Here is a 22732-nt window from a genome sequence, read left to right on the forward strand (position 1 = left end):
GTGTCTATCCTGGAATGATAGGTGGCTTGCGGCGAAATGTGATTGCGAAAAAATCTCCTTCTAAGCGGTGTCTTGGAACATAATTTGAGTCAAATGGGAAAGGGAGACCGAATATGAACGCGATCTCGCTCGACGCCACCGATTGCCGTATCTTGACGGTGCTTCAGCAAGAAGGACGGATCAGCAATCTCGACCTCGCGGAGCGCATTTCGCTTTCGCCGTCGGCCTGTCTACGACGCCTGCGCCTGCTGGAAGAGCAGGGCGTCATTGAGCATTACCGCGCGTGTCTTAACCGCGAGGTGCTGGGTTTCGAACTGGAAGCGTTCGTGCAGGTGTCGATGCGCAACGACCAGGAGAACTGGCACGAGCGTTTTGCGGAGGCGGTGCGGGATTGGCCGGAAGTGGTCGGCGCGTTTGTCGTGACCGGTGAGACGCATTATCTGCTGCGGGTGCTCGCCCACAATCTCAAACACTATTCGGATTTCGTGCTGCAACGCCTCTATAAGGCGCCGGGCGTGATGGATATTCGTTCGAATATCGTGCTGCAAACGCTGAAGGAAGATTCAGGCGTGCCGGTTTCGCTAGTGACGAAAACCAGCGGACACAGCGCATCGCATAACTGAGTGCGAGCGGCGGGGCGGCTTGTACCTTTGCGCGTTGCGCCGCGCAGTTTCTAGCTACTTGAGGCCGCTGTTAAAAAGCCGCCGCACCGCCTCAGAGCGGCTTGAGTCCGTGGAACAGACCGTTCTGAAAGACCAGCGGTGCAATTTCCGCGGCGTTTTCGTGAACGCCGCAGCGCTCCACTTCGCCGACAAAAATGACGTGGTCGCCTTCTTCGTAGCGACTGCGGTTATGGCATTCGAACCAGGCGAGCGCACCGTCGAGCACCGGCATGCCGGTGTCGCCTTCGGCGTGCGACACGCCTTCGAAACGGTCGCCCTTCACGGTGGCGAAGCGTTTGCACAGATCGATTTGCGACGCGGCCAGCACATTGACTACGTAGTGGCTGTTCGCCCGGAACGCCGGCATCGACGCCGAGCGGCTGGCGAGACTCCACAGCACCAGCGGCGGATTGAGCGAAACCGAATTGAAGGAGCTGGCCGTGATGCCGATCAATTGGCCGGACGCGGCTCGCGTTGTAATGACAGTGACGCCAGTGGCGAATTGGCTAAGCGCCTGTTTGAAGGCGGCCTGGTCGAAATTGGGCGGGCTGGCGCGCTTCATCGGGCGGAAGCCCCGGAGCCAAGCCAGGTGAACACCAGGCTAAACCCATCACGCGTGCGGCTGGAAACAAATGATTCGAAAGTCATAGTGAAAATCGTCGATTTGTCCCAATTTTAACTGCAATCGCGGTGGACTGGCCGCGACCCCTGCCGGTTAGTGGAAAAACCGCTAAGCTGGAAAGTCCCGGTTGTGGAATGAGCATTGCTGCTAAGCGGGACCGGCATCGGCCGACTATCAGTATCAAGGAGCAAGCAGCATGAGTCAGACAGGCGAAGTCGCCACCCTCGGTGGCGGGTGTTTCTGGTGCCTCGAAGCGGTGTATCTGGGCGTCGAAGGCGTGAACTCGGTGGAGTCAGGCTATGCCGGCGGCCAGACCCAACGGCCGACCTATGAACAGGTGTGCGACGGTGTGACGGGCCACGCGGAAGTCGTGAACGTCGACTTCGATCCGGCGAAGATCGGCTATCGCGAGATTCTCGATATTTTTTTCGCGATCCACGATCCGACCCAGTTGAACCGGCAGGGTAACGACGTGGGCACACAATACCGTTCGGTGATTTTCACGCACTCCGATGCGCAGCGTGAAACGGCGTTACAGGCGATTCGCGAGATCGGCGAACAGCAGATCTACGAAGGCCAGCTCGTCACCCAGGTGCTGCCGCTCGACGGCAACTACTGGCCGGCCGAAGCGTATCACCAGAACTATTTCGCGCAGCATCCGAATCAAGGGTACTGCTCGTTCGTGGTGGCGCCGAAAGTCGCGAAGTTTCGTCAGAAGTTTGCGCATCGGATCAAGGTGAGCTGAGCGGTTTGGCGGTGGGCGGCGAGGTCTAGGCTGGCTCGCCGCGTTCGCCGTCTTCCTGCTGCTCGCCTTCAGCTGGCAACTGCGGCTCATGCTCGTATTCATGAGCAAGCCGCGCATACGCTTCGATAATCGACGTTGCCAGTTCCACGCAGCTTAACGGCGCCGATCCTTCCGCCTTGTTATTGATCGCGATCACCACCGGCTGGCCGGCCAGCGCATAGCGCGCGGCCAGCTCGGCGAGCGCGGCGCGGGTCGTCGGGTCCTGGTCGACCAGTTGGTTGAACGGCTCGTACTTGGCCTTTGCCTGCTCGTATTTGAAGCCGCCGTGCAAACTCCACCGCACGATCAGCGGACCGGCCGGCTCGCCGTCCAGCAGCGCGAGCGCCGCCGCCTGACGCAGCGGATCCGGCATCCGCGCATGAATCCCCACGCAATACCGCACGCCCGCCGTTTTCAGCGTGCGAATGAAGCGCGGCGTGAGCAAACTCGCGTCGCGGATTTCGATCGCGTAGCAGGTGCCGTCAGGCAGCTTGGGCAACGCCATCAGGAACCCGGCAAGGCGTTCGATGAATGCCGCCGGTTGCGCAAGCATCTGGTCGGGCAACGGCGAGAGCTGGAACACCAGCGCGCCGGCTTTCGCGCCGAGGCCTTCGAGGCATGGCGTGACGAACTCGTCGATCGCCATTTGCGCGTTCAGAAAGCAGGGGTTCAGCGAGACCGGCTCGCCACGTTCGGCGCGTACGGTGGCGTCGGTGATCGTCATCGGCGCTTTGACGATGAAGCGGAAGTGCTCGGGCACCTGCTGCGCGTAGCGCAAGTATTCGGTGACAGTGAGCGCCTGGTAAAACGACCGGTCGATGCTGACTGTTCTTAGCAGCGGATGCGCGGCATAAGCCGTCAGACCTTCGCGCGAGAGTTTGCTATTGCTGTAGTCGTCGCCGTAGACGATGCCGTTCCAGCCTGGAAACGACCATGTCGACGTACCGAGGTGGACCTGCGGTGGCAGGTCGGCGGCGAGCGCCAGGAGTTCGGGAGAGGGTGGGGCGGCGAGAACGTCGCGGGTACGGCGTTTCTTTGGCGTGTCCGCAGTTGCTGGCGCTGTGTTGGCTTTGGCGTCGGTCGCGGTCTCGGCTTCGGCTTCGGGCGGTACCGGCACATCGTCTTCCTGCCAGAGCAGGGTGGTGCCGCTTGCCTTTGCGCGAGGCTGGCGCCGCCGCTCGGCCGGCGCTGTGGCAGCGGACGTTGGCGTTGCAGCCGAGCTTGTTAAAGCGACTTTGGTAGTGGCTTCGGCTCCGGTGCCGGCTCCTGCTCCGGTTTCGGCTCCAGCTGCAGTCTCCGCTCCGGCTCCAGCTCCAGCAGACGCGCGCTGTACCCTCACGCCCGCATCGGCCTTCAACGGCGTTGCCGACGTCTCCACCGGCATCCCGAACAGATCGAACTGCACGGCGTCCGCCTGCGCGTCATGCTCGCCGCTCGCTGGCTGCTCAACTTCGCTTGTCCCGCTCTGGTCCATCGATGTTCGACCTGTTGTTTAAGGTTTCCGCCGCGTCGGCCCGCTCATGCAAGCATATCGCCTTGGCACGCAGCAACGGCAAATCGCCGCGGCGCAACCGTATCACAACGTTTTGTCGTACATATAGCGGCGCGACCACGGCAAGGTTTTTGCGCTGCGGCCGGCTTTGCGGCACACCACCTGGTAGATCGAGACGTCGTCGGTTTCGAACGCGTACGCGCAGCCGGCGAGGTACACGCGCCAGATGCGAAATTTTTCGTCGTCGACCAGCTTGCGGGCTTCGTCCGCATGCGCCTCGAAGTTTTCCGCCCAGAGGTCCAGCGTGTGCGCATAGTGACGGCGCAGACTTTCGACGTCAACCGCTTCAAGCCCGCCGCGCTGCATGGCTTCGAGCGCGAGGCTGATGTGCGGCAGTTCGCCATCGGGAAACACATAGCGGTCGATGAATTCACCGCCGCCCAGCGCGGTTTCGCCGCTGTCCGAATCACTCGACGTGATGCCGTGGTTCATGGCGACTCCGTCGTCGACGAGCAGATCGCGAATTTTCTCGAAGTAACCCGGCAGATTTTTGCGGCCCACATGCTCGAACATGCCGACGCTGGTGATGCGATCGAACTGTCCAACGACGTCGCGGTAATCCTGCAGACGAATCTCGATCTGGTTTTCCAGACCCGCGGCTTTCACGCGCGCGGTGGCGAGATCGAACTGGTTCTGCGACAACGTCACGCCGACGCACTTCGCGCCGAACTTCTGCGCTGCGCGCAGCACAAGCGCGCCCCAGCCGCAGCCGATATCGAGCAGCCGCTGCCCCGGTTGCAACTGGATCTTGGTCAGGATGTGATCGATCTTCTTGATCTGCGCCGTGGCGAGGTCTTCATCGCCGTTCTCGAAGTACGCACAGGAGTACACCATATTCTCGTCGAGCCACAGCTTGTAGAACTCGTTCGAGACATCGTAGTGGTACTGAATGGCCTTCTTGTCCGACGACTTCGAATGATTGAAGTAGCGCCGCACGCGCGCCAGCTTGCTCGCGCTGGTGACGGTGTTGCGCGCCAGCTGATAGCCGATATTGATGATGTCCGACAGCTTGCCTTCAATGTCGATCTTGCCCTTGACGTATGCCTCGCCGAGATTGTCGAGGCTCGGTTCGAGCAGATACGGCAGCGCTGTGGCGCTTTTGACGTGTAGCGTGACCTGAGGTGCGGCGAACTGCCCGAAGTCGTGTTGCTGGCCGTCCCACAGCACAAGGCGTGCTGGCAGGTTAGCCTTGGTTTTGACGTCTTCCACCCACTGCGCCAGCTTCTTCTCCCAGAACATGTGAACTCTCCGTGTCCGTTGAACTAAAGCAAAGCCTGTGTGGATCGCGGCTCACTGCGGTGCAACTCCCATACCGCGAGGCGCGATCCAGCCGTCGCGCGCTGCTGCGTGGGCAACGCGCATACGGCGTTGTATTTGGATTCAAGGCGATAGGCGGGAGATTTGCCAATCGCTGTTTTCGCTTGAACGCGTGAAGAGCAAACGGTCGTGCAGACGCGACGGCCGGCCCTGCCAGAATTCAATTGCTTCGGGTACCAAACGATAACCGCCCCAGTGCGGCGGGCGCGGCGGTTGGTCGCCGTATTGCAGGCTGATTTCGCGTTCGCGTGTTTCGAGCTGCGAACGGCTTTCAATTACCTGACTCTGATTCGATGCCCACGCGCCGATGCGTGAACCGAGCGGGCGCGACGCGAAGTACGTATCGCTTTCTTCAGGGCTCGTTTTAACGATGCAGCCTTCGACGCGCACCTGGCGTTCGAGCTCGATCCAATAGAAGAGCAGGCTAGCGTAGGGATTGGCGGCCAGTTCGCGGCCCTTGCGGCTTTCGTAGTTGGTGAAGAACACAAAGCCGCGCTCGTCGACCCCTTTGATCAACACGATGCGCGCCGACGGCCGGCCGCGCGAGTCGACCGTGGCCAGCGTCATCGTATTCGGTTCGGGCAGTTGGGCGTCTACCGCTTGTTGAAACCACGTGTCGAATTGACGAAACGGGTTGCGGCCTATATCGGCAATGTCCAACGAACCCAGCGAATAGTTTTTCCGAAGTTCGGCGAGTGAGGTCATGTTCTTATGCGAACGCTACAGTTCAATTAGTATAGCCAAGGCGTGAATTTTTTGCCCGCGACCAGGTCAAGGCCCGCCGCGCTGTGGGGACAACCACGTCGTGACGTTTGCGGCTATTCGTGCATCGAGGTTGCTGCGGCCATGTGCATTTGCGCGATCAGGCAAAATACGGGCTACGAACGCTTCAGCGTGACCACTCTGTGTCTTACCTGCTTTGAACGAGCCTCCCACCATGTCCAGCACCACCGCGCATTCCGATCTTACTACCGGCCTCGACGGGAGTGAAACCGCCGACCGCGCGCGGCGCTTCGGCGGCATTGCCCGCTTGTACGGCGGACCGGCGCTCGCCGCGTTCGAAGGGGCGCACGTCGCCGTGATCGGCATCGGCGGGGTCGGCTCGTGGGTCGCGGAGGCGTTGGCGCGCAGCGCGGTCGGCACACTGACCTTGATCGATCTCGACAACGTCGCCGAGAGCAACACGAACCGCCAGATCCACGCACTGGACGGTAACTACGGAAAACCGAAGGTCGAGGCGATGGCTGAACGCATCGCGGCAATCAATCCGTTCTGCGACGTGCGGCTGATTGAAGACTTCGTCGAGCCGGACAATTTCGCGGCGACGCTCGGCGGTGGGTTCGATTACGTGATCGATGCGATCGACAGCGTACGCACCAAGACCGCGTTGATCGCGTGGTGCGTCGAAAAGAAGCAGCCGCTGATTACGGTGGGCGGTGCGGGTGGCCAACTGGATCCGACGCGTATTCGTATCGACGATCTCGCGTTGACTATCCAGGACCCGTTGCTGTCGAAAGTACGCGGACAACTGCGCAAACAACATGGTTTTCCGCGTGGTCCGAAGGCGAAGTTCAAGGTAAGCGCGGTGTATTCCGATGAGCCGCTGATCTATCCAGAAGCCGCCGTGTGCGATATCGACGAGGGAGCGGAGCACGTCACCACGTCGCCGGGTCATACGGGACCGGTCGGTTTGAACTGCGCGGGATTTGGCTCGAGCGTGTGTGTGACTGCGAGCTTCGGCTTTGCCGCGGCCGCGCATGTGTTGCGGGCGTTGGCGAAGCAGGCAGCGGGTTGAAGCGGTAGGGCGTTACGCGGGCCGTCAGGCATTAAGCCATTGAGCTATTGCGAGGGCGCGAGTTGCTGCGGTTCATGCCACGGCGCATTCAGGCGCGGCACCCTCGCCGCACCTGAACACAATACAAATCAGAACAACAACGCGCTCAGCTTGCGCCGCCATTGCGACACCAGCTCCGGCTGGTGTGCGGCGAGGTCGAACACCGACAACATGGTCTTACGGCCGACGTCGTCGCGGAACGTGCGGTCGCGTTGCACGATCGCCAGCAAATGCTCGAGCGCGTCTTCGTATTTGCGGCGGGCGATGAGTGCGCTAGCCAGATCGAAGCGTGCTTCGAGATCGTCCGGGTTCGCTGCGGCCGCGGCTTCGAGTGCATCCGTAGGCGGCAGATCAGCCGCCGCGTCCACTGCGTCGAGCCGGGTCTTGATTGCGTTGAAACGGGCGTCGATCCCTTGCGTGGTTTTCGGCGACAGCAGGTCGACTTCGTTACGCGCTTCGTCGATGCGGTTGTCTTCGAGCAGCATTTCAATGCGGTCCATGCGTGCTTCGTCGAAACCGGGATCGTAGGCGAGGGCGGCTTGCAGCGCGTCATACGCATCCTCACGACGGCCTTCGGCCAGCGCGGTTTGCGCTTCAAGACGTGCCGCGTCCGCGCCTTGCGGCACGAGGCGCTCGATAAACTCGCGCAACTGTCCTTCCGGCAGTACGCCGACGAATTGATCGACCGGCTGGCCGTCTGCAAATGCCATGACGTGCGGAATGCTGCGCACCTGGAAGTGCCCGGCCAGCTCCTGGTTCTCATCCACGTTCACCTTCACGAGCTTCCATTTGCCTGCGGCTTCAGCTTCGAGCTTCTCAAGCATCGGCCCGAGCGTCTTGCAGGGGCCGCACCAGGGCGCCCAGAAATCGACCAGCACAGGGGCCAGGGTCGACGCCGTGATGACGTCCTGTTCGAAAGTGGCCAGAGTGGTGTCCATTGCGTCCTCGTCGATAAAACGGTTTGTTGATTAAGTGGGGCCGAGTGCGGCAAATTCAATGCGCCTTGTGCTCACTGTTGTTTGCGCCGATGCGCGCACTGACTCGCGCTCATTTTCTGGTCGGCAGCGGAATCCATTCGGTTTCCCCCGGCACCTTGCCCATCTCCTGATTGGTCCACGCCAGCTTGGCAGCTTCGATCTTCTCGCGCGAACTGGCGACGAAGTTCCATTCGATAAAGCGCTCGCCATCCAGTTTTTCGCCGCCGAGCAGCATGGCGCGCGCGCCGTGGGTGCTGGCAAGCGTGACGGTTTCATCGAGCGCGAGCACGGCCATCTGACCCCCTTCGAGCGGCGTGCCGTCGATCTCCAGGTCACCGTCCACCAGATAGACACCGCGTTCCTCGTGCTCCGGTTCGAGCGCGAACGCGCCGCCCGGGGCGAACTCAGCGGCCACATACAGCGTGCCGGAAAAGGTCGCGACCGGCGAGGTTTCGCCGAACGCGGTGCCCGCGATCAGGCGCAGCGTGACGCCGTTGCGCTCGACCACCGGCAAAGTCTCGGCCGCGTGATGCGAGAACGACGGTTCGATGTCCTCGTCTTCGAGCGGCAGCGCGACCCAGGTCTGGATGCCGTGTATGGCCAGGCCGCTCGCGCGGTCTTCGGCCGGCGTGCGCTCCGAATGGACGATGCCACGACCTGCCGTCATCCAGTTGACGTCGCCCGGGACGATCTTCTGCTCGGAGCCGAGGCTGTCGCGATGCATGATGGAGCCTTCGAACAGATACGTGACGGTTGCAAGGCCGATATGCGGGTGCGGACGCACGTCGAGCCCGACGCCGGGTTCGAGCGTGGCGGGTCCCATGTGGTCGAAGAAGATGAACGGGCCGATCAGGCGCGCGGCCATAGCCGGCAGCACGCGCCGCACGGTGAGGCTGCCGACGTCGCGCAGATGCGGTTTGAGGACTGCTTTGATCGAGGAAGACATGGGCAGGCTCGGCTGGAAGGTGGAATCGGATTTTTGGTTAATTGTCGATTCTACTGCGGAGCCCGGAACGCCGACGGTTTGCATCGCTTTCCCCCTCCGGGATTCCGTAACGCGTGCCGTCCCCTGACGCTGCGGGCTCCGCTAAAATTCCAGATCGAACAATCAAATGGAGACCGGGATGTCGCCCAAGGACTTACTGCTCGCGCTCGTCGTCGTTGTGGCGTGGGGCGTCAATTTCGTCGTGATCAAGGTGGGCCTGCATGGCGTGCCGCCGATGCTGCTTGGCGCGCTACGTTTCGCGCTCGCCGCCGTGCCGGCGGTGTTTTTCGTCAAGCGGCCGCAGTTGCCATGGCGCTGGCTGTTCGCTTACGGCGCGACGATTTCGTTCGGGCAGTTCGCTTTTCTGTTCTCGGCGATGTACGTCGGCATGCCGGCGGGACTCGCGTCGCTCGTCTTGCAGGCGCAGGCTTTCTTCACGCTGATCTTCGCGGCGCTGTTTCTGCATGAGCGCTTTCGCGTGCCGAACGTCGTCGGTTTGCTGATCGCGGCGGGCGGCCTCGCGATCATCGGCATGCAGGGCGGTCATGCCATGACGCTCGCCGGTTTCGTCCTCACGCTGTGCGCCGCGGGTTCGTGGGCGCTCGGCAACATCGTCACGAAGAAGGTCGGCAAGGTCGATCTGGTCGGGCTGGTGGTGTGGGGCAGCCTGATTCCGCCGTTGCCGTTCTTCGCACTGTCGTACGCGTTCGAAGGGCCGCAGCGGATTGTCGCGGCGTTGTCCGGCATCAGTGCAGTGTCGATTTTCGCCATCGTCTACCTCGCGTTTATCGCCACGCTGATCGGCTATGGATTGTGGAGCCGGCTGTTGTCGCGCTACCCGGCGAGCCAGGTGGCGCCGTTCTCGCTGCTGGTGCCGATTGTCGGGCTGGCTTCGGCGTCCCTGTTCCTCGACGAGCAGTTGTCCGTGGCGCAGATCGCGGGCGCCCTGCTCGTGATGGCGGGGCTGGCGGTGAATGTGTTCGGTGGGTGGGTCGTGCAGCGATTTGCGGCGGCGCGCTGAGCGCGCGTCGTCGCGTAGATCGATTCGCGTGAAAAAAGAAACGGGCGCATCAGCGGCCGATCTTCTATTCGCCATCAGGGCTTCGCATGATCCACTGCCATGCCCGATGACATTACGTCATGCGGCTCTTCGCCAACGGCGGATTCGCCGCGAAATAGCGCTTGATGCCGGTCATGATCGCATCGGCCATTTTCTCCCGATACGCGTCGTCGTTCAGGCGGCGTTCCTCGTCCGGGTTGCTGATGAAGGCCGTTTCCACGAGGATCGACGGAATATCCGGCGCCTTCAGCACGGCAAACCCCGCCTGCTCCACCGAACCTTTGTGCAACTTGTTGATGCCGCCGATTTCCTTCAGCACGAAGTTGCCGTAGCGCATCGAATCGCGGATCTGCGCGGTGGTCGACATATCGAACAGCGCGCGGTTGACGGTGGCGTCGGCGGACTTGATGTTGATCCCGCCGATCTGATCCGACGAGTTCTCCTTGTTCGCCATCCAGCGCGCCGCGGCGCTCGACGCGCCATGGTCCGACAACGCGAACACCGACGAGCCCTTTGCATCGGGCGTGGTGAACGCATCCGCGTGGATCGAGACGAACAGGTCCGCGCCCACGCGCCGCGCCTTCTGCACGCGCACGTTCAGCGGTACGAAGAAGTCGGCGTCGCGCGTCATCATGGCGCGCATGTTCGGTTGGCCGTCGATCTTGGCGCGCAGCTTCTTCGCGATGTCGAGTGCGACGTGCTTCTCGTACGTGCCCGAGCCGCCGATCGCGCCCGGGTCTTCGCCGCCGTGACCCGGATCGATCGCGACGGTCAACAGACGCACCGTGTTGCTCTTGCCGGTTTTCGGGTTGGTGAAGGCGTAGTTGTCGTCGCTATCGCTGTCGTCGCCACCCAGGTTGCTGCCGCTCGTGCCTCCCTTGTTGCGGGCGATCGCGGTGGGCGGCGCGGTGGGCGCAACCGGCGCGCTCGGCGTTGCAGGCTTGCCGAGGATGGGCGGAACCGGAGGTGCGCCATGCGCGGACGGGCGCGGCACGCCCGGCGCCGTCCCACCGCCGCCGCTGCTGCCGCCGTTCTGCGCGTAACGCTCGAAGAAAGCTTCGCTGTTGTCGGCGGTGGGCGGCGTAGTGCCCGGGCCACTTAACGTGGCGGGCGGCGCACTGTTTTCGTCCAGCGTTTGCTGCTTGTGCTCGGTCTGCGCGAGCAGATCCATTAGCGGGTCAGGCGCAACGGCGGGATACAGGTCGAACACCAGCCGGTACTTGTACGCGCCGACCGGCGGCAGCGTAAAAACTTGCGGCTTCACCGAACCCTTCAGATCGAACACCATGCGCACGACGTGCGGCTGATATTGCCCAACGCGCACCGACTCGATCTGCGGATCGTTCGGCGTGATCTTCGACACCAGATCCTTTAGTGCCTGATCCAGATCGAGGCCGCTCAGGTCGACCACCAGCCGGTCAGGCCCCTGCAGCAATTGCTGTGCGTTCTGCAATGGCTGATCCGACTCGATCGTCACGCGCGTGTAGTCGCGCGCCGGCCAGACCCGCACGCCGAGCACCGAACTCGCCCACGCGAGACGCGGAGCGACAAGGCCGAGCATCAGCGTGGACGCGCCCGCGCGCAGAATCTGCCGGCGCCGCCAGTTATGCGTTGCGGTCGCCGCCGATTCGATCGAGCGGAATGGTTTGATCAACATCTTTCGAGACATGCCTTTCCTGATTCGCTATATGCCCGTGCGACGAGTACGCGGCCGTTGCCATCGTGGTCCAGGTCGAGCGAGAAGACAAGATCCGGCACGCCCAGCAGGCGGCCCGCGCGCTGCGGCCATTCGACGAGGCAGATGGCGCCGCTGTCGAAGTACTCGCGAAATCCCGCGTCGGCCCATTCGGCCGGATCGGTGAATCTGTACAGATCGAAGTGATAGAGCGCGAGTTCCCCAGCGGGCCGTTCGAGCACGTAGGGTTCGACGAGTGTGTAAGTAGGACTGCGCACGCGGCCGACGTGGCCGAGGCCGCGCAGGGTGGCGCGCACGAGGGTGGTTTTGCCGGCGCCGAGGTCGCCGACGAGTTGCACTTGCAGTCCGTGGAATGCTTGCTCATCCGCGGCGAGCGGGGCGTGTTGTTGCGCTTCCTGCTGTGTTGTTTGCTGCGGGTCGTGCCGAGGCTTGTGCGGCAACGCGCGCACGCTCTCGATCGCCTGTGCGAAGCGCTCACCGAATGCATTCGTGGCGGCCTCGTCCGCGAGCGCGAAGGAGCGTTCGAGCAGGACATTGGCGGGCGGTTGGATCGCGAGATCGGGATTGACGGGCATTCTCGTAAAATGGCGTGATGAACCGAAGTCCGGAGTCCCCTGTTCCCTGCACGCCTGCGTCTAACGACGATGCGCGTGCCGAGCGTCATTTCGATGAAGCGGCGTTGAATGCGCTCGCGCTCAACATCAAAACGTGGGGCCGTGAACTGGGTTTCGGCGCGATCGGCATTAGCGACACCGATCTCTCCGCTGCCGAGGCGCCGCTTGCGGCATGGCTGGAAGCGGGTTGCCACGGCGAGATGGATTATATGGCGAAACACGGTATGAAACGCGCGCGCCCCGCCGAGCTTGTGGCCGGCACGCGACGTGTGATTACCGCGCGCATCGCCTATTTGCCCGCGCAGACATTGAGTGGAAAGGCGCCCGAAAGCGCGTTGCAGGACTCGCCGCTCGCACCGCAAGACTGGCGCGCAGCCGAGCATGCGCGGCTCGCGGACCCGTCGGCGGCGGTGGTGTCGATCTATGCGCGAGGCCGCGATTATCACAAGGTAATGCGTAACCGTTTGCAACGTCTGGCCGAGAAAATCGAGGCGGAGATCGGTGCATTCGGTTACCGCGTATTTACCGACTCGGCGCCGGTGCTCGAGGTAGAACTTGCCCAGAAGGCCGGCATCGGCTGGCGCGGCAAGCACACGCTGCTGCTGCAACGCGACGCCGGTTCGCTGTTTTTCCTCGGCGAAATCTATGTCGATGTGCCGTTGCCCACCGATGCCGAGACGTCGCCGGACGATGCGCCCGAAACGCCGGGCTCGCACTGCGGCAGTTGCACGCGCTGCATCGGCGCGTGCCCGACGGGTGCGATCGTGGCGCCCTATAAGGTCGATGCACGTCTGTGCATTTCGTATCTGACGATCGAATTGAAGGGCAATATTCCCCTGGAAATGCGGCCGCTGATCGGTAATCGTGTGTACGGCTGCGACGATTGCCAGCTCGTGTGTCCGTGGAACAAGTTTGCGCAGGCCGCGCCGGTCGACGATTTCGATGTGCGGCATGGCCTCGATCGCGCGACGCTCGTCGAACTCTTTGCGTGGAGCGCCGACGAGTTCGATACGCGCATGCAGGGGAGTGCGATTCGTCGCATTGGCTATGAAAGCTGGCTGCGTAACCTGGCGGTGGGGATGGGTAATGCGCTGCGTGATTCTTCCGGGAGTTTGAGTGCGGACGCGCGCGAGGCGATTGTTGACGCGCTGAAGTTACGGGTTGAACACCCTTCCGCGGTGGTGCGCGAGCATGTGGAATGGGCGTTGGAAGCGGCGTAAAGTAGCGCCAATCGGGCGGGGGCGTGGCAGGACCCGCGGCGGGTGACGGCGCGTTGCACGCCGCCCGCGGTTATTGATGCGGCGATTGAATTTCGCCGTCATGCAAATACAAAAGCGCCCCGCCTATCACGGAGCAAGTACCATGTTTAACGCAGTGATCGATGCACCGTTCGGCAAGGTCGGCATCCGCCTCGAAGGCGAGGCTGTGCGCGAGATCGTCTATCTGCCGGAGTCGACGCAGAACGTCGCGCCGGACACGCCTCTCGCGAAGCAGGCCGTCGAACAGATCGAGCGTTATTTCGAGCGTGCCTCCGCGAAGTTCGAATTGCCGCTGGCGGCGGTCGGCACCGCGTTTCAGCAGCGCGTCTGGCAAGCGATTAGCGACATCCCGCCAGGCGTCGTACGGACCTATGGCCAACTGGCGAGGCAACTCGGCAGCGCCCCGCGCGCGGTTGGCCAGGCGTGCGGCGCCAATTACTTTCCGATCGTGATTCCGTGCCATCGGGTGGTCAGTTCGAGCGGCATCGGCGGATTCGCGCATCATGCCGAAGATGGCTTTTTTCGCAACGTCAAGCGCTGGCTGCTGGCGCATGAAGGCATTCCCTACGCATGAGCGATACCCTGACTGAAGACACGCCCATCGCGTCACCTTTGTTTGTGGCCAGTTCGGCCTCGATCGACGCGTTCTGCGACGCGTTGTGGCTCGAGCACGGCTTGTCGCGCAACACGCTCGATGCATACCGGCGCGATCTGCGGCTGTTCTGCGAATGGCTCGCGCACACCCGCAACACGTCGCTCGACACCGCCAGCGAGGCCGATCTCAACGCCTATAGCGCGACGCGTCAGAAAGACAAATCCACCTCGGCGAACCGGCGGCTCTCGGTGTTTCGCCGCTACTACGGCTGGGCGGTGCGCGAGCATCGCACCAAAGTCGATCCGACGGTGCGCATCCGTTCGGCCAGGCAGCCGCTGCGTTTTCCGTCGACGCTTAGCGAAGCGCAAGTCGAAGCACTGCTCGGTGCGCCGGATATCGACACGCCGTTAGGCCTGCGCGACCGCACCATGCTGGAGTTGATGTACGCGAGCGGTTTGCGTGTCACCGAGCTCGTCACGCTGAAGACGGTGGAAGTGGGCCTGAACGACGGCGTGGTGCGCGTGATGGGCAAGGGCTCAAAAGAGCGCCTGATTCCGTTCGGCGAAGAGGCGCACGGCTGGATCGAACGCTATCTGCGCGAAGCGCGTCCTGCGTTGCTGGGGGCGCGCGCGACGGATGCGCTGTTCGTCACGAGCCGCGCGGAGGGCATGACCCGCCAGCAGTTCTGGAACATCATCAAGCGTCACGCGGCGGCGGCCGCTGTTCATGCGCCACTCTCGCCGCATACGCTGCGGCACGCGTTCGCGACGCACCTGCTGAACCATGGCGCCGATTTGCGCGTCGTGCAATTGCTGCTCGGTCATACGGATATCTCGACCACGCAAATCTATACGCACGTGGCCCGCGAACGGTTGAAGTCGCTGCATGCGCAGCATCATCCGCGGGGGTGATCAGGGTTGGCGTTGGCACTTGTGTGGGGTGCGAGTGCGCATGCGAGTGGCTTTTGTGCAGCCCAGCCGAGCCCGAGCCGACGCCGAAAGCCGAAGCATTGCCGCTGCCGCTTAGACGAACTCGCGCAACCGGTGCTTGAGAATCTTGCCAGTCGACGCCGCCGGCAACGCGGCGAGCACCCGCACTTCGGCAGGCCGCTTGTACGGCGCGAGTCGCTCCGCGCACCACGCGATGAGTTCAGCTGGCGACACCTTCGCGCCCGCGATCAGCTCGACGAACGCGACCACTTCCTCGTTACCCTCCACTGCACGACCGATCACCGCTGATTGCACCACTTGCGGATGCGCGTTCAACACGTGCTCGACTTCCGCCGGGTACACGTTGAAGCCCGAACGGATGATCAACTCCTTGCTGCGCCCAACGATGTGCAACGCACCGTCCGTGTCCTGCCGTGCGAGATCGCCGGTCTTGAGCCAGCCGTCTTCGGTGACGGCGGCGCGGGTCTGCTCCGGGCTGCGGTAGTAACCCAGCATCACGTTCGGGCCACGCACCCATAGTTCGCCGATTTCGCCAGCTGCGGCATCCACGCCGTCGAGTCGGACGAAGCGCACGTCAACGCCCGGAATGACTTCGCCGACCGAGCAATCGCTGCGCGGCGCATCGAGCATGGTGTGGGACACAGTCGGGCTGCTCTCCGTCATACCGTAGCCATTGTGCAGCGGGAGGCCGTAGACGTTTTCGACCTGCGCTTTCAGCGCGGCGTCGAGTGGCGAGCCGCCCGAATAGGCAAAGCGCAGATGCGGCGCCGACCACGCGTGGCCGTGCGTCTGCAAATGTTCGAGCAGTTTGGCGTGCATGGCCGGAACACCCTGGAAGATCGACACCCGCTCTTCGCCGAGCGCCCGCCGCACGGCTTCCGGCGCGAAACGCGGTGCGAGGCGCAGGGTCGCGCCGGCGTGCAAGCTGCCGAGACAAACCGAGGCGAAGCCATACACGTGTGAGATCGGCAGAACGGCATACACGACATCGTCCGGCCCGACGTTGCGCAAGCGACTCGAGACGGCCGCAATGAAGAGCAGATTGCGATGCGACAGCATCACCCCTTTCGGCGCGCCGGTGGTTCCCGTGGTGTAAATCAGCGCGGCGCATTGGCGGTGATTGACGGCTTCGACCGGTTCGGCTTTCGCGGTGGGGTCGAGCGCGTACGACCAGGCACCGATATCCGGTGTGATGGCAGGCGCTGTGACGGCCTGATGCCGCTCTGCATGCTGTTGGGCGTCCGCGGAGCTTTCGATCGCATAAGCGACCACGCGAGGCTGCGCGTGCGCACGGATCGCGTCGAGTTCGGCGGCGGACAGGCGTGCGTTCGACACCAGCGCCCACGCGTCGAGCTTCGCGGTCGCGAACAGCAGCACGATTTGCACGATGCTGTTCTCGGCCACGATCATCACGCGATCGCCGCCACGCACGCCCCATTCGCGCAATAGCGCGGCGGTGGCATCGACGGCTTCCAGAAGTTGCGCATTGGTGAGGCGGCGCGCATCCTCGATCAACGCGACGTGCCGCGGATCGCGCGCGGCGGCGTGCGCCGGAATGTCGGCAATACGCTCGGGCAGGGCGGCCAGCAGAGCGGGAATGTCGATCGTGGAACGGGTGGATGATGAATCAAGGCTCAACGCTGTCTCCAGAAAACGATTCGATGCCCGGCGTGCCGTGCGCAGGAAGATTTGCGAACGATCGTGCCACAATCGCCGGACCCGCACAATTGGCCGTTCGGCAAATAGCCGTTGTGCAAACTCGCCATTACAATGCGCCGATGAGCAAATCCAGACACGTCTCCGAAACGCCCGCGACGCAGTTTCTGCGCCGCCATGGCGTCACTTTCGGTGAACATCCTTACGATTACGTCGAGCACGGCGGCACCGAGGAATCGGCGCGCCAGCTCGGCGTGGACGAACATCATGTCGTGAAGACCCTGGTGATGGAAGACGAGCATGCCAAGCCGCTGATCGTGCTGATGCACGGCGACCGCACCGTCAGCACCAAGAATCTGGCGCGGCAGATTGGCGTCAAACGCGTCGAACCGTGCAAGCCCGAGGTGGCGAACCGGCATTCGGGCTATCTGATCGGCGGCACCTCGCCGTTCGGCACGCGCAAGCAGATGCCGGTGTACGTCGAGTCGAGCATTCTCGAGATGGACAAGATCTGGCTGAACGGCGGGCGGCGCGGTTTTCTGATCAGCATCGAGCCTGGGATATTGACCGGCTTGCTGGCCGCGAAACCGGTTCAGTGCGCGAGCGTCGATTGATGTTTGCCTGAATGTTTTCCGGGCAGGTGGGTTCGGTAGAATGTGCGCCGCTTTGTTCCCTGTTGCGGTTGGAGTATCGAGTTTCAGACCGCCGATCCTTATAAGAGTCCCAGATGCAAAACCTGATTGTTGCTGTCGTTGCCTACCTGATCGGCTCGGTGTCGTTTGCCGTGATCGTGAGCGCCGCGATGGGGCTGGACGACCCGCGCTCGTACGGCTCAGGTAACCCGGGTGCCACCAACGTGCTGCGCAGCGGCAGCAAGAAGGCCGCGATTCTCACCCTGATCGGCGATGCATTCAAAGGATGGCTGCCGGTGTGGTTCGTGGTGCACTTCGGCGCGCGCTACGGTCTTGACGATACGTCGGTCGCGATTGCGTCCGTCGCCGTGTTTCTCGGCCACCTGTATCCGATCTTCTTCCGCTTCAAGGGTGGCAAGGGCGTGGCGACCGCAGCAGGCGTGCTGATCGCGATCAACCCGATCCTAGGCATCGCCACCTTGCTGACGTGGCTGATCGTGGCATTCTTCACACGCTATTCTTCGCTGGCGGCATTGGCCGCGGCGGTGTTCGCGCCGATCTTCGACGGCTTTCTGTTCGGGCCGCATATCATCGCGCTGGCGATTGTCGTGATGAGTTCGCTGCTGGTGTGGCGCCACCGCGGCAACATCGCCAAGCTGATGCACGGCCAGGAAAGCCGCATCGGCGCCAAGAAGAAAACCGAAGCAGCCGCTAGCGCGGCAGGCGGTAACGAACCTTGAACGCGAGCAGGGCGCATCCGACCGGGTGTTAGCCGGCGTGTCCTGGTTGGCTTACGGCGTGCGCCCTGAAAGCGCACTGCCTGTGTGGTGAGCGTTCGGCACACGCCGGGTGCTGCGCCTCAACTCAGTTGAGCGCCCGGTGCTGAATCTCTGCGTGGTTCGTTGCCGAGCGTTCAATATGCACCGGTGCCGAGGCTCAACGCAGCCGGGCGTTCGTGGTGAGCCTGGTTGCCGAGCGGTCGACATGCACCGGTGCCGAGGCTCAACGCAGCCAGGCGCTCCGTGGCGGCCCTTGATGCCGCTGGTTGCCGGGCGTTCAATATTCGCCGAACCTCAACACACCCATTTCCGCGCCTGAACGCGCGCCCGGTACTCTACGTGACGCGCGTTTAGTCGCGGAAGTTGTTGAAGTCGAGCGGGGTATCGGTCACGTCCTTGCGCAGCATCGCGATCACGCTTTGCAGATCGTCGCGTTTGCCGCCGGTAATGCGCACCGCGTCGCCCTGAATACTCGCCTGCACCTTGATCTTGCTGTCCTTCACGAGGCGCACGATTTTCTTCGACAGATCGCCGGACACGCCTTTCTTGATCTTGATGACCTGCTTGACCTTGTCGCCGCCGATCTTCTCGATCTTGCCGTAGTCGAGAAATCGCACGTCCACATTGCGCTTGGCCATTTTCGACAGCAGGACGTCCTTGACCTGGCCGAGCTTGAAGTCGTCGTCGGCGTAGGCGGTGATTTCGCTTTCCTTGTGTTCGACGCGTGCGTCCGACCCTTTGAAGTCGAAGCGGGTGGAAATTTCCTTGTTGGACTGCTCGATCGCGTTCTTGACTTCGATCATGTCTGCTTCGCAGACGACGTCAAACGATGGCATTGTTTTCTCCCAATAGTGCTGCGGTGCGTGGCGCGGCCGGTCGGCTGCTCACGGGGCACTCGCTATAATCACGGACCGGATGTCATTTTACCGACGCCACTCCCTTTTGCCTAAGGCCGCTGCGCATTGTTGTGCGTCCGGGGCCCGATGTCGTTTCGTTCGTGTTCCACTCTTCTCATTCTGATGTCCCATTCCGATTCCGCCGCGTTCATTGCCGGCTATCCGCTAAAGGCGCATAACACCTTCGGTTTCGATGTTCGCGCGCAGTTTGCGTGCCGGATCGAGCAGGAAGCGCAATTGATGGGTGCCGTGCGCGATCCGCGGGCCGCCGGCTTGCCGCGGCTGGTGCTGGGTGGCGGCAGCAATGTCGTGCTGACGGGAGACTTCGCCGGACTGGTGCTGCTGGTGGCGCTGCGAGGCCGACGTGTCGTGCGCGAGGACGACGACGCATGGTACGTCGAGGCGGCCGCCGGCGAGCCGTGGCATGACTTTGTCGCGTGGACTTTATCGCAAGGGCTGCCCGGCCTGGAGAACCTCGCGCTGATTCCGGGCACGGTGGGAGCGGCGCCGATTCAGAACATCGGCGCGTATGGATTGGAGATGTGCGAGCGGTTTGCGTCGCTGCGGGCGGTTGAGCTGGCAACGGGCGCGGTAGTCGAGCTCGATGCCGAAGCCTGCCGATTCGGCTATCGCGACAGTTTTTTCAAGCGGGAAGGGCGTGACCGTTTTGTGATTACTTCGGTCACTTTCCGCTTGCCGAAGGTTTGGCAGCCGCGCGCTGGGTATGCGGATATTGCGCGTGAACTGACTGCGGGGGGCCACGCCGATGCGGCGCCGAGCGCGCAGGCGATTTTCGATGCGGTAGTCGCGATACGGAGCGCCAAGCTGCCTGATCCGCTTCATTTGGGTAACGCCGGAAGTTTCTTCAAGAATCCGGTCGTGGAGGCAACGCAGTTCGAGGCGCTGAAGGTTAAGGAGCCCGAGATCGTGTCTTATCTTCAAGCGGACGGGCGGGTGAAGCTCGCGGCCGGCTGGTTGATCGATCGATGTGGCTGGAAGGGCCGCGCAATGGGCGCCGCAGGCGTGCATGAGCGGCAGGCGCTGGTGCTGGTGAATCTTGGCGGAGCGAGCGGAGCTGAGGTGTTGGCGCTCGCGAAAGCGATTCAGCGGGATGTGTTGGCGCGGTTTGGCGTGGAGCTGGAGGCGGAGCCGGTTTGCTTGTGACACGGCAGTCGCTGGCGTCGATCAGTGGCGATGCAGCGATTTGTGCAGGGGTGTTGGTCGTCGCGCGGTCAGACGCGGTTTGGAACTGAACGCGGATCAGGTTCTTCGTGAGCGGATAAATGGGGCGTAGCAATTGAAAAGGGCGCCGGGAGTTTCCTCCTGGCGCCCTTTTTTTGCGTCTGCGCTTCGGTGTCGGCCGCGCTTCCTGGCGCTTAACTTCGCTAACGCTAAGTTAGCCTTCACCGAAACGCACGTCCTCAGCTACGCTGACGACGTGCGTTCTCCGCGATCCGCATGCGCAATGCATTCAGCTTGATGAACCCGCCAGCGTCGGCCTGATTGTAAGCACCGCCGTCGTCGTCGAACGTAGCGATGGTCTTGTCGAACAGCGTTTCCTTCGAATCGCGCGCGACAACCGACACGCTGCCCTTGTACAGCTTCACCCGCACCCAGCCGTTGACCTTCTCTTGCGTGTGGTCGATCAGCACCTGGATTGCGCGGCGCTCCGGGCTCCACCAGTAACCGTTGTAAATCAGCGAAGCGTAACGCGCCATCAGATCGTCTTTCAGGTGAGCCACTTCGCGGTCGAGCGTGATCGACTCGATGCCGCGGTGCGCCTTCAGCATGATCGTGCCGCCTGGCGTTTCATAGCAGCCGCGCGACTTCATGCCGACGTAACGGTTTTCGACCAGATCCAGACGGCCGATGCCGTGCTTGCCGCCCAAACGGTTCAACTCAGTCAGCATTTCAGCCGCCGACAGACGTTTGCCGTTGATCGCGACCGGATCGCCGTGCTCGTACTCGATGTCGAGGTATTCAGCCTGGTCGGGCGCCTGTTCCGGCGACACCGTCCAACGCCACATATCGGCTTCGGCTTCGGCCTTCGGGTCTTCCAGGTGACGGCCTTCGAACGAGATGTGCAGCAGGTTCGCGTCCATCGAATACGGCGCGCCGCCTTGCTTGTGCTTCATTTCGATCGGAATGCCGGCTTTTTCAGCGTACGTGAGCAGCTTTTCGCGCGACAGCAGATCCCATTCACGCCACGGTGCGATCACCTTGATGCCCGGTTCTAGCGCGTAGTAACCGAGTTCGAAGCGAACCTGGTCGTTGCCCTTGCCGGTCGCGCCGTGCGACACCGCTTGCGCGCCAGTGGCGCGGGCGATTTCGATCTGACGCTTGGCGATCAACGGACGGGCAATCGACGTGCCCAGCAGGTACTCGCCTTCATAGATCGTGTTGGCGCGGAACATCGGGAACACGTAGTCGCGCACGAATTCTTCGCGCAGGTCTTCAATGAAGATGTTTTCCTGCTTGATGCCGAGTTGCAGGGCTTTCTTGCGCGCCGGTTCCAGCTCTTCGCCTTGGCCGATGTCGGCCGTAAACGTGACGACTTCGGCGTCGTAATTGTCCTGCAACCACTTCAGGATGACGGAGGTGTCGAGGCCGCCCGAATAGGCGAGCACGACTTTCTTGATATCGCTCATGATGAACTCGTAGCTGGAGAAAGCGGGAAAACAAGGCGCACCGGCGGTTCCGGAGCGCGGAAAACCACTATTTTGACACTAAACCACCGCCTGCCCGCGTTTTCGGGGCAGTGCGGTGACATAGCCGGGTCCGCGTGTAGCTGTGGACCGCGGCTCGATGCGTGGCGCTAAACGTGGACGCCTTGCCTCGTATTCAAGGCCCCGTCGCGCTTCACGCAGGTGCTGCACGTGGCTTGCTTAATGATTCAGCTTGCCGAGCAGCAGATATTCCATCAACGCCTTTTGCACGTGCAGACGATTTTCCGCTTCGTCCCACACGACGCTTTGCGGGCCGTCGATCACTTCTGCGCTGACTTCCTCGCCGCGGTGGGCGGGCAGGCAGTGCATGAACAATGCATCGGAATTGGCACGCGCCATCATGTCGGCGTCCACACACCAGTCTGCGAAGGCTTTCTTGCGTGCTTCGTTTTCGGCCTCGAAGCCCATGCTGGTCCACACGTCTGTGGTGACTAGATCGGCGCCTGTGCAGGCTTCGTTCGGATCGTCGAATTCCTGATAAAACGGTGCGCTTTCAGCCGCGACCATGGCGCGGTCGAGCTTGTAGCCCGGCGGCGTGGACAGGCGCAGCTTGAAACCGAGAATCTGGGCGGCTTCGATCCACGTGTACAGCATGTTGTTCGCGTCACCGACCCACGCGACCGTCTTGTCGCGAATCGGACCGCGATGCTCGAAGTACGTGAAGATGTCCGCCAGCACCTGGCACGGATGGTATTCGTTGGTCAGCCCGTTGATTACCGGTACGCGCGAATTCTCGGCAAAGCGCGTGAGAATGTCCTGGCCGAACGTGCGGATCATGATGATGTCGACCATGCGCGAGATCACTTGCGCTGCGTCTTCAATCGGTTCGCCGCGGCCGAGCTGCGTGTCGCGCGTGCTCATGAAGACGGCGTGGCCGCCCAGCTGGAAGATGCCGGCTTCGAACGAAAGGCGCGTGCGAGTCGAGTTTTTCTCGAAGATCATCGCCAGCGTGCGGTCGTGCAGCGGGTGGTAGGTCTCGTAGTTCTTGAATTTGCGTTTCAGAATACGCGCGCGTTCCAGCACGTACTCGTAGTCTTCCAGCGAGAAATCCTTGAACTGCAGGTAGTGGCGAATTTTCTTGGCGGTCATGAAACAAATACGGCGGTCTCACCCGGCAGGATTGCCGGACGGCGCCG

The 22732-nt window shown here is 62.4% G+C and carries 22 protein-coding genes; 10 read left to right on the forward strand and 12 right to left on the reverse strand.

Annotated elements, in window-relative coordinates; all coding sequences use genetic code 11:
• Positions 1 to 113: 113 nt before the first annotated feature.
• Positions 114 to 623, forward strand: coding sequence for an Lrp/AsnC family transcriptional regulator (locus tag P0D84_RS03275; protein WP_408332405.1), 510 nt, complete (start codon positions 114 to 116; stop codon positions 621 to 623).
• Positions 624 to 714: 91 nt separating this feature from the next.
• Here the strand turns inward: P0D84_RS03275 and P0D84_RS03280 are convergent, their stop codons facing one another.
• Entirely contained in the window at positions 715 to 1224 is a 510-nt protein-coding gene (locus P0D84_RS03280; RefSeq protein ID WP_408332407.1) for a flavin reductase family protein, read from the reverse strand.
• Between the two features lie 256 nt (positions 1225 to 1480).
• Here P0D84_RS03280 and msrA point away from each other — a divergent pair, with 256 nt between their 5' ends.
• Complete coding sequence (gene msrA, locus P0D84_RS03285; RefSeq protein WP_408332411.1) at positions 1481 to 2029, forward strand: peptide-methionine (S)-S-oxide reductase MsrA; 549 nt, start codon at positions 1481 to 1483, stop codon at positions 2027 to 2029.
• A 25-nt stretch (positions 2030 to 2054) separates the two neighbouring features.
• Here the strand turns inward: msrA and P0D84_RS03290 are convergent, their stop codons facing one another.
• The 3 genes from P0D84_RS03290 to pdxH form a co-directional block, all read right to left on the reverse strand.
• Positions 2055 to 3542, reverse strand: a complete 1488-nt coding sequence (locus P0D84_RS03290) for a DUF72 domain-containing protein (protein WP_408332413.1) — start codon at positions 3540 to 3542, stop codon at positions 2055 to 2057.
• A gap of 102 nt (positions 3543 to 3644) precedes the next feature.
• Complete coding sequence (locus P0D84_RS03295; RefSeq protein ID WP_408332415.1) at positions 3645 to 4859, reverse strand: class I SAM-dependent methyltransferase; 1215 nt, start codon at positions 4857 to 4859, stop codon at positions 3645 to 3647.
• 141 nt (positions 4860 to 5000) lie between these two features.
• Entirely contained in the window at positions 5001 to 5642 is a 642-nt protein-coding gene (gene pdxH, locus P0D84_RS03300) for a pyridoxamine 5'-phosphate oxidase (RefSeq protein ID WP_408332417.1), read from the reverse strand.
• A 232-nt stretch (positions 5643 to 5874) separates the two neighbouring features.
• Between pdxH and tcdA the strand changes: the two genes are divergently transcribed.
• Positions 5875 to 6732: a tRNA cyclic N6-threonylcarbamoyladenosine(37) synthase TcdA gene (tcdA, locus tag P0D84_RS03305; RefSeq protein ID WP_408332419.1), complete on the forward strand. Its 858-nt coding sequence runs from the start codon at positions 5875 to 5877 to the stop codon at positions 6730 to 6732.
• 128 nt (positions 6733 to 6860) lie between these two features.
• Here the strand turns inward: tcdA and trxA are convergent, their stop codons facing one another.
• Both trxA and P0D84_RS03315 read right to left on the reverse strand, forming a co-directional pair.
• Entirely contained in the window at positions 6861 to 7709 is an 849-nt protein-coding gene (gene trxA / locus P0D84_RS03310; protein ID WP_408332421.1) for a thioredoxin, read from the reverse strand.
• 109 nt (positions 7710 to 7818) lie between these two features.
• The gene (locus P0D84_RS03315; protein ID WP_408332423.1) at positions 7819 to 8694 is read right to left on the reverse strand and encodes a pirin family protein; all 876 of its coding nucleotides are present in this window, start codon (positions 8692 to 8694) and stop codon (positions 7819 to 7821) included.
• A gap of 178 nt (positions 8695 to 8872) precedes the next feature.
• Between P0D84_RS03315 and P0D84_RS03320 the strand changes: the two genes are divergently transcribed.
• A complete protein-coding gene (locus P0D84_RS03320; RefSeq protein WP_408332425.1) occupies positions 8873 to 9754 on the forward strand; it encodes an EamA family transporter in 882 nt (293 codons plus the stop codon).
• A 112-nt stretch (positions 9755 to 9866) separates the two neighbouring features.
• Here the strand turns inward: P0D84_RS03320 and P0D84_RS03325 are convergent, their stop codons facing one another.
• Both P0D84_RS03325 and tsaE read right to left on the reverse strand, forming a co-directional pair.
• On the reverse strand, positions 9867 to 11462 hold the full coding sequence (locus tag P0D84_RS03325) for an N-acetylmuramoyl-L-alanine amidase (RefSeq protein WP_408332427.1): 1596 nt from the start codon (positions 11460 to 11462) through the stop codon (positions 9867 to 9869).
• Positions 11444 to 12064 carry a tRNA (adenosine(37)-N6)-threonylcarbamoyltransferase complex ATPase subunit type 1 TsaE gene (tsaE, locus tag P0D84_RS03330; RefSeq protein ID WP_408332429.1) on the reverse strand — a complete coding sequence of 207 codons (621 nt, stop codon included), beginning with the start codon at positions 12062 to 12064 and terminating at the stop codon, positions 11444 to 11446. The genes P0D84_RS03325 and tsaE overlap by 19 nt, the downstream gene beginning before the upstream one ends.
• Before the next feature lie 17 nt (positions 12065 to 12081).
• On the opposite strand from tsaE, the gene queG reads away from it, so the two are divergent.
• From queG to xerD, 3 genes are all read left to right on the forward strand, one after another.
• Entirely contained in the window at positions 12082 to 13323 is a 1242-nt protein-coding gene (gene queG, locus P0D84_RS03335) for a tRNA epoxyqueuosine(34) reductase QueG (RefSeq protein ID WP_408332431.1), read from the forward strand.
• A 142-nt stretch (positions 13324 to 13465) separates the two neighbouring features.
• The gene (locus tag P0D84_RS03340) at positions 13466 to 13936 is read left to right on the forward strand and encodes a methylated-DNA--[protein]-cysteine S-methyltransferase (protein WP_408332433.1); all 471 of its coding nucleotides are present in this window, start codon (positions 13466 to 13468) and stop codon (positions 13934 to 13936) included.
• Positions 13933 to 14868, forward strand: a complete 936-nt coding sequence (xerD, locus tag P0D84_RS03345) for a site-specific tyrosine recombinase XerD (RefSeq protein WP_408332435.1) — start codon at positions 13933 to 13935, stop codon at positions 14866 to 14868. The genes P0D84_RS03340 and xerD overlap by 4 nt, the downstream gene beginning before the upstream one ends.
• Positions 14869 to 14979: 111 nt before the next feature.
• Here the strand turns inward: xerD and P0D84_RS03350 are convergent, their stop codons facing one another.
• Positions 14980 to 16545, reverse strand: coding sequence for a class I adenylate-forming enzyme family protein (locus P0D84_RS03350; protein WP_408332437.1), 1566 nt, complete (start codon positions 16543 to 16545; stop codon positions 14980 to 14982).
• Between the two features lie 140 nt (positions 16546 to 16685).
• Here P0D84_RS03350 and ybaK point away from each other — a divergent pair, with 140 nt between their 5' ends.
• Positions 16686 to 17177 carry a Cys-tRNA(Pro) deacylase gene (gene ybaK / locus P0D84_RS03355; RefSeq protein ID WP_408332439.1) on the forward strand — a complete coding sequence of 164 codons (492 nt, stop codon included), beginning with the start codon at positions 16686 to 16688 and terminating at the stop codon, positions 17175 to 17177.
• A 113-nt stretch (positions 17178 to 17290) separates the two neighbouring features.
• The gene (gene plsY, locus P0D84_RS03360; protein ID WP_408332441.1) at positions 17291 to 17935 is read left to right on the forward strand and encodes a glycerol-3-phosphate 1-O-acyltransferase PlsY; all 645 of its coding nucleotides are present in this window, start codon (positions 17291 to 17293) and stop codon (positions 17933 to 17935) included.
• A gap of 389 nt (positions 17936 to 18324) precedes the next feature.
• Here plsY and P0D84_RS03365 read toward each other — a convergent pair whose 3' ends face one another.
• Entirely contained in the window at positions 18325 to 18810 is a 486-nt protein-coding gene (locus tag P0D84_RS03365; protein WP_028197943.1) for a YajQ family cyclic di-GMP-binding protein, read from the reverse strand.
• A gap of 183 nt (positions 18811 to 18993) precedes the next feature.
• Here P0D84_RS03365 and murB point away from each other — a divergent pair, with 183 nt between their 5' ends.
• The gene (gene murB / locus P0D84_RS03370) at positions 18994 to 20034 is read left to right on the forward strand and encodes a UDP-N-acetylmuramate dehydrogenase (protein ID WP_408332444.1); all 1041 of its coding nucleotides are present in this window, start codon (positions 18994 to 18996) and stop codon (positions 20032 to 20034) included.
• Between the two features lie 257 nt (positions 20035 to 20291).
• Here murB and P0D84_RS03375 read toward each other — a convergent pair whose 3' ends face one another.
• Both P0D84_RS03375 and argF read right to left on the reverse strand, forming a co-directional pair.
• Entirely contained in the window at positions 20292 to 21518 is a 1227-nt protein-coding gene (locus P0D84_RS03375) for an argininosuccinate synthase (RefSeq protein ID WP_408332445.1), read from the reverse strand.
• Positions 21519 to 21755: 237 nt separating this feature from the next.
• Entirely contained in the window at positions 21756 to 22685 is a 930-nt protein-coding gene (argF, locus tag P0D84_RS03380) for an ornithine carbamoyltransferase (protein ID WP_408332447.1), read from the reverse strand.
• Positions 22686 to 22732: the final 47 nt, after the last annotated feature.

The organism is Paraburkholderia sp. RL17-337-BIB-A (assembly GCF_046025895.1).
Classification (GTDB): domain Bacteria; phylum Pseudomonadota; class Gammaproteobacteria; order Burkholderiales; family Burkholderiaceae; genus Paraburkholderia; species Paraburkholderia fungorum_C.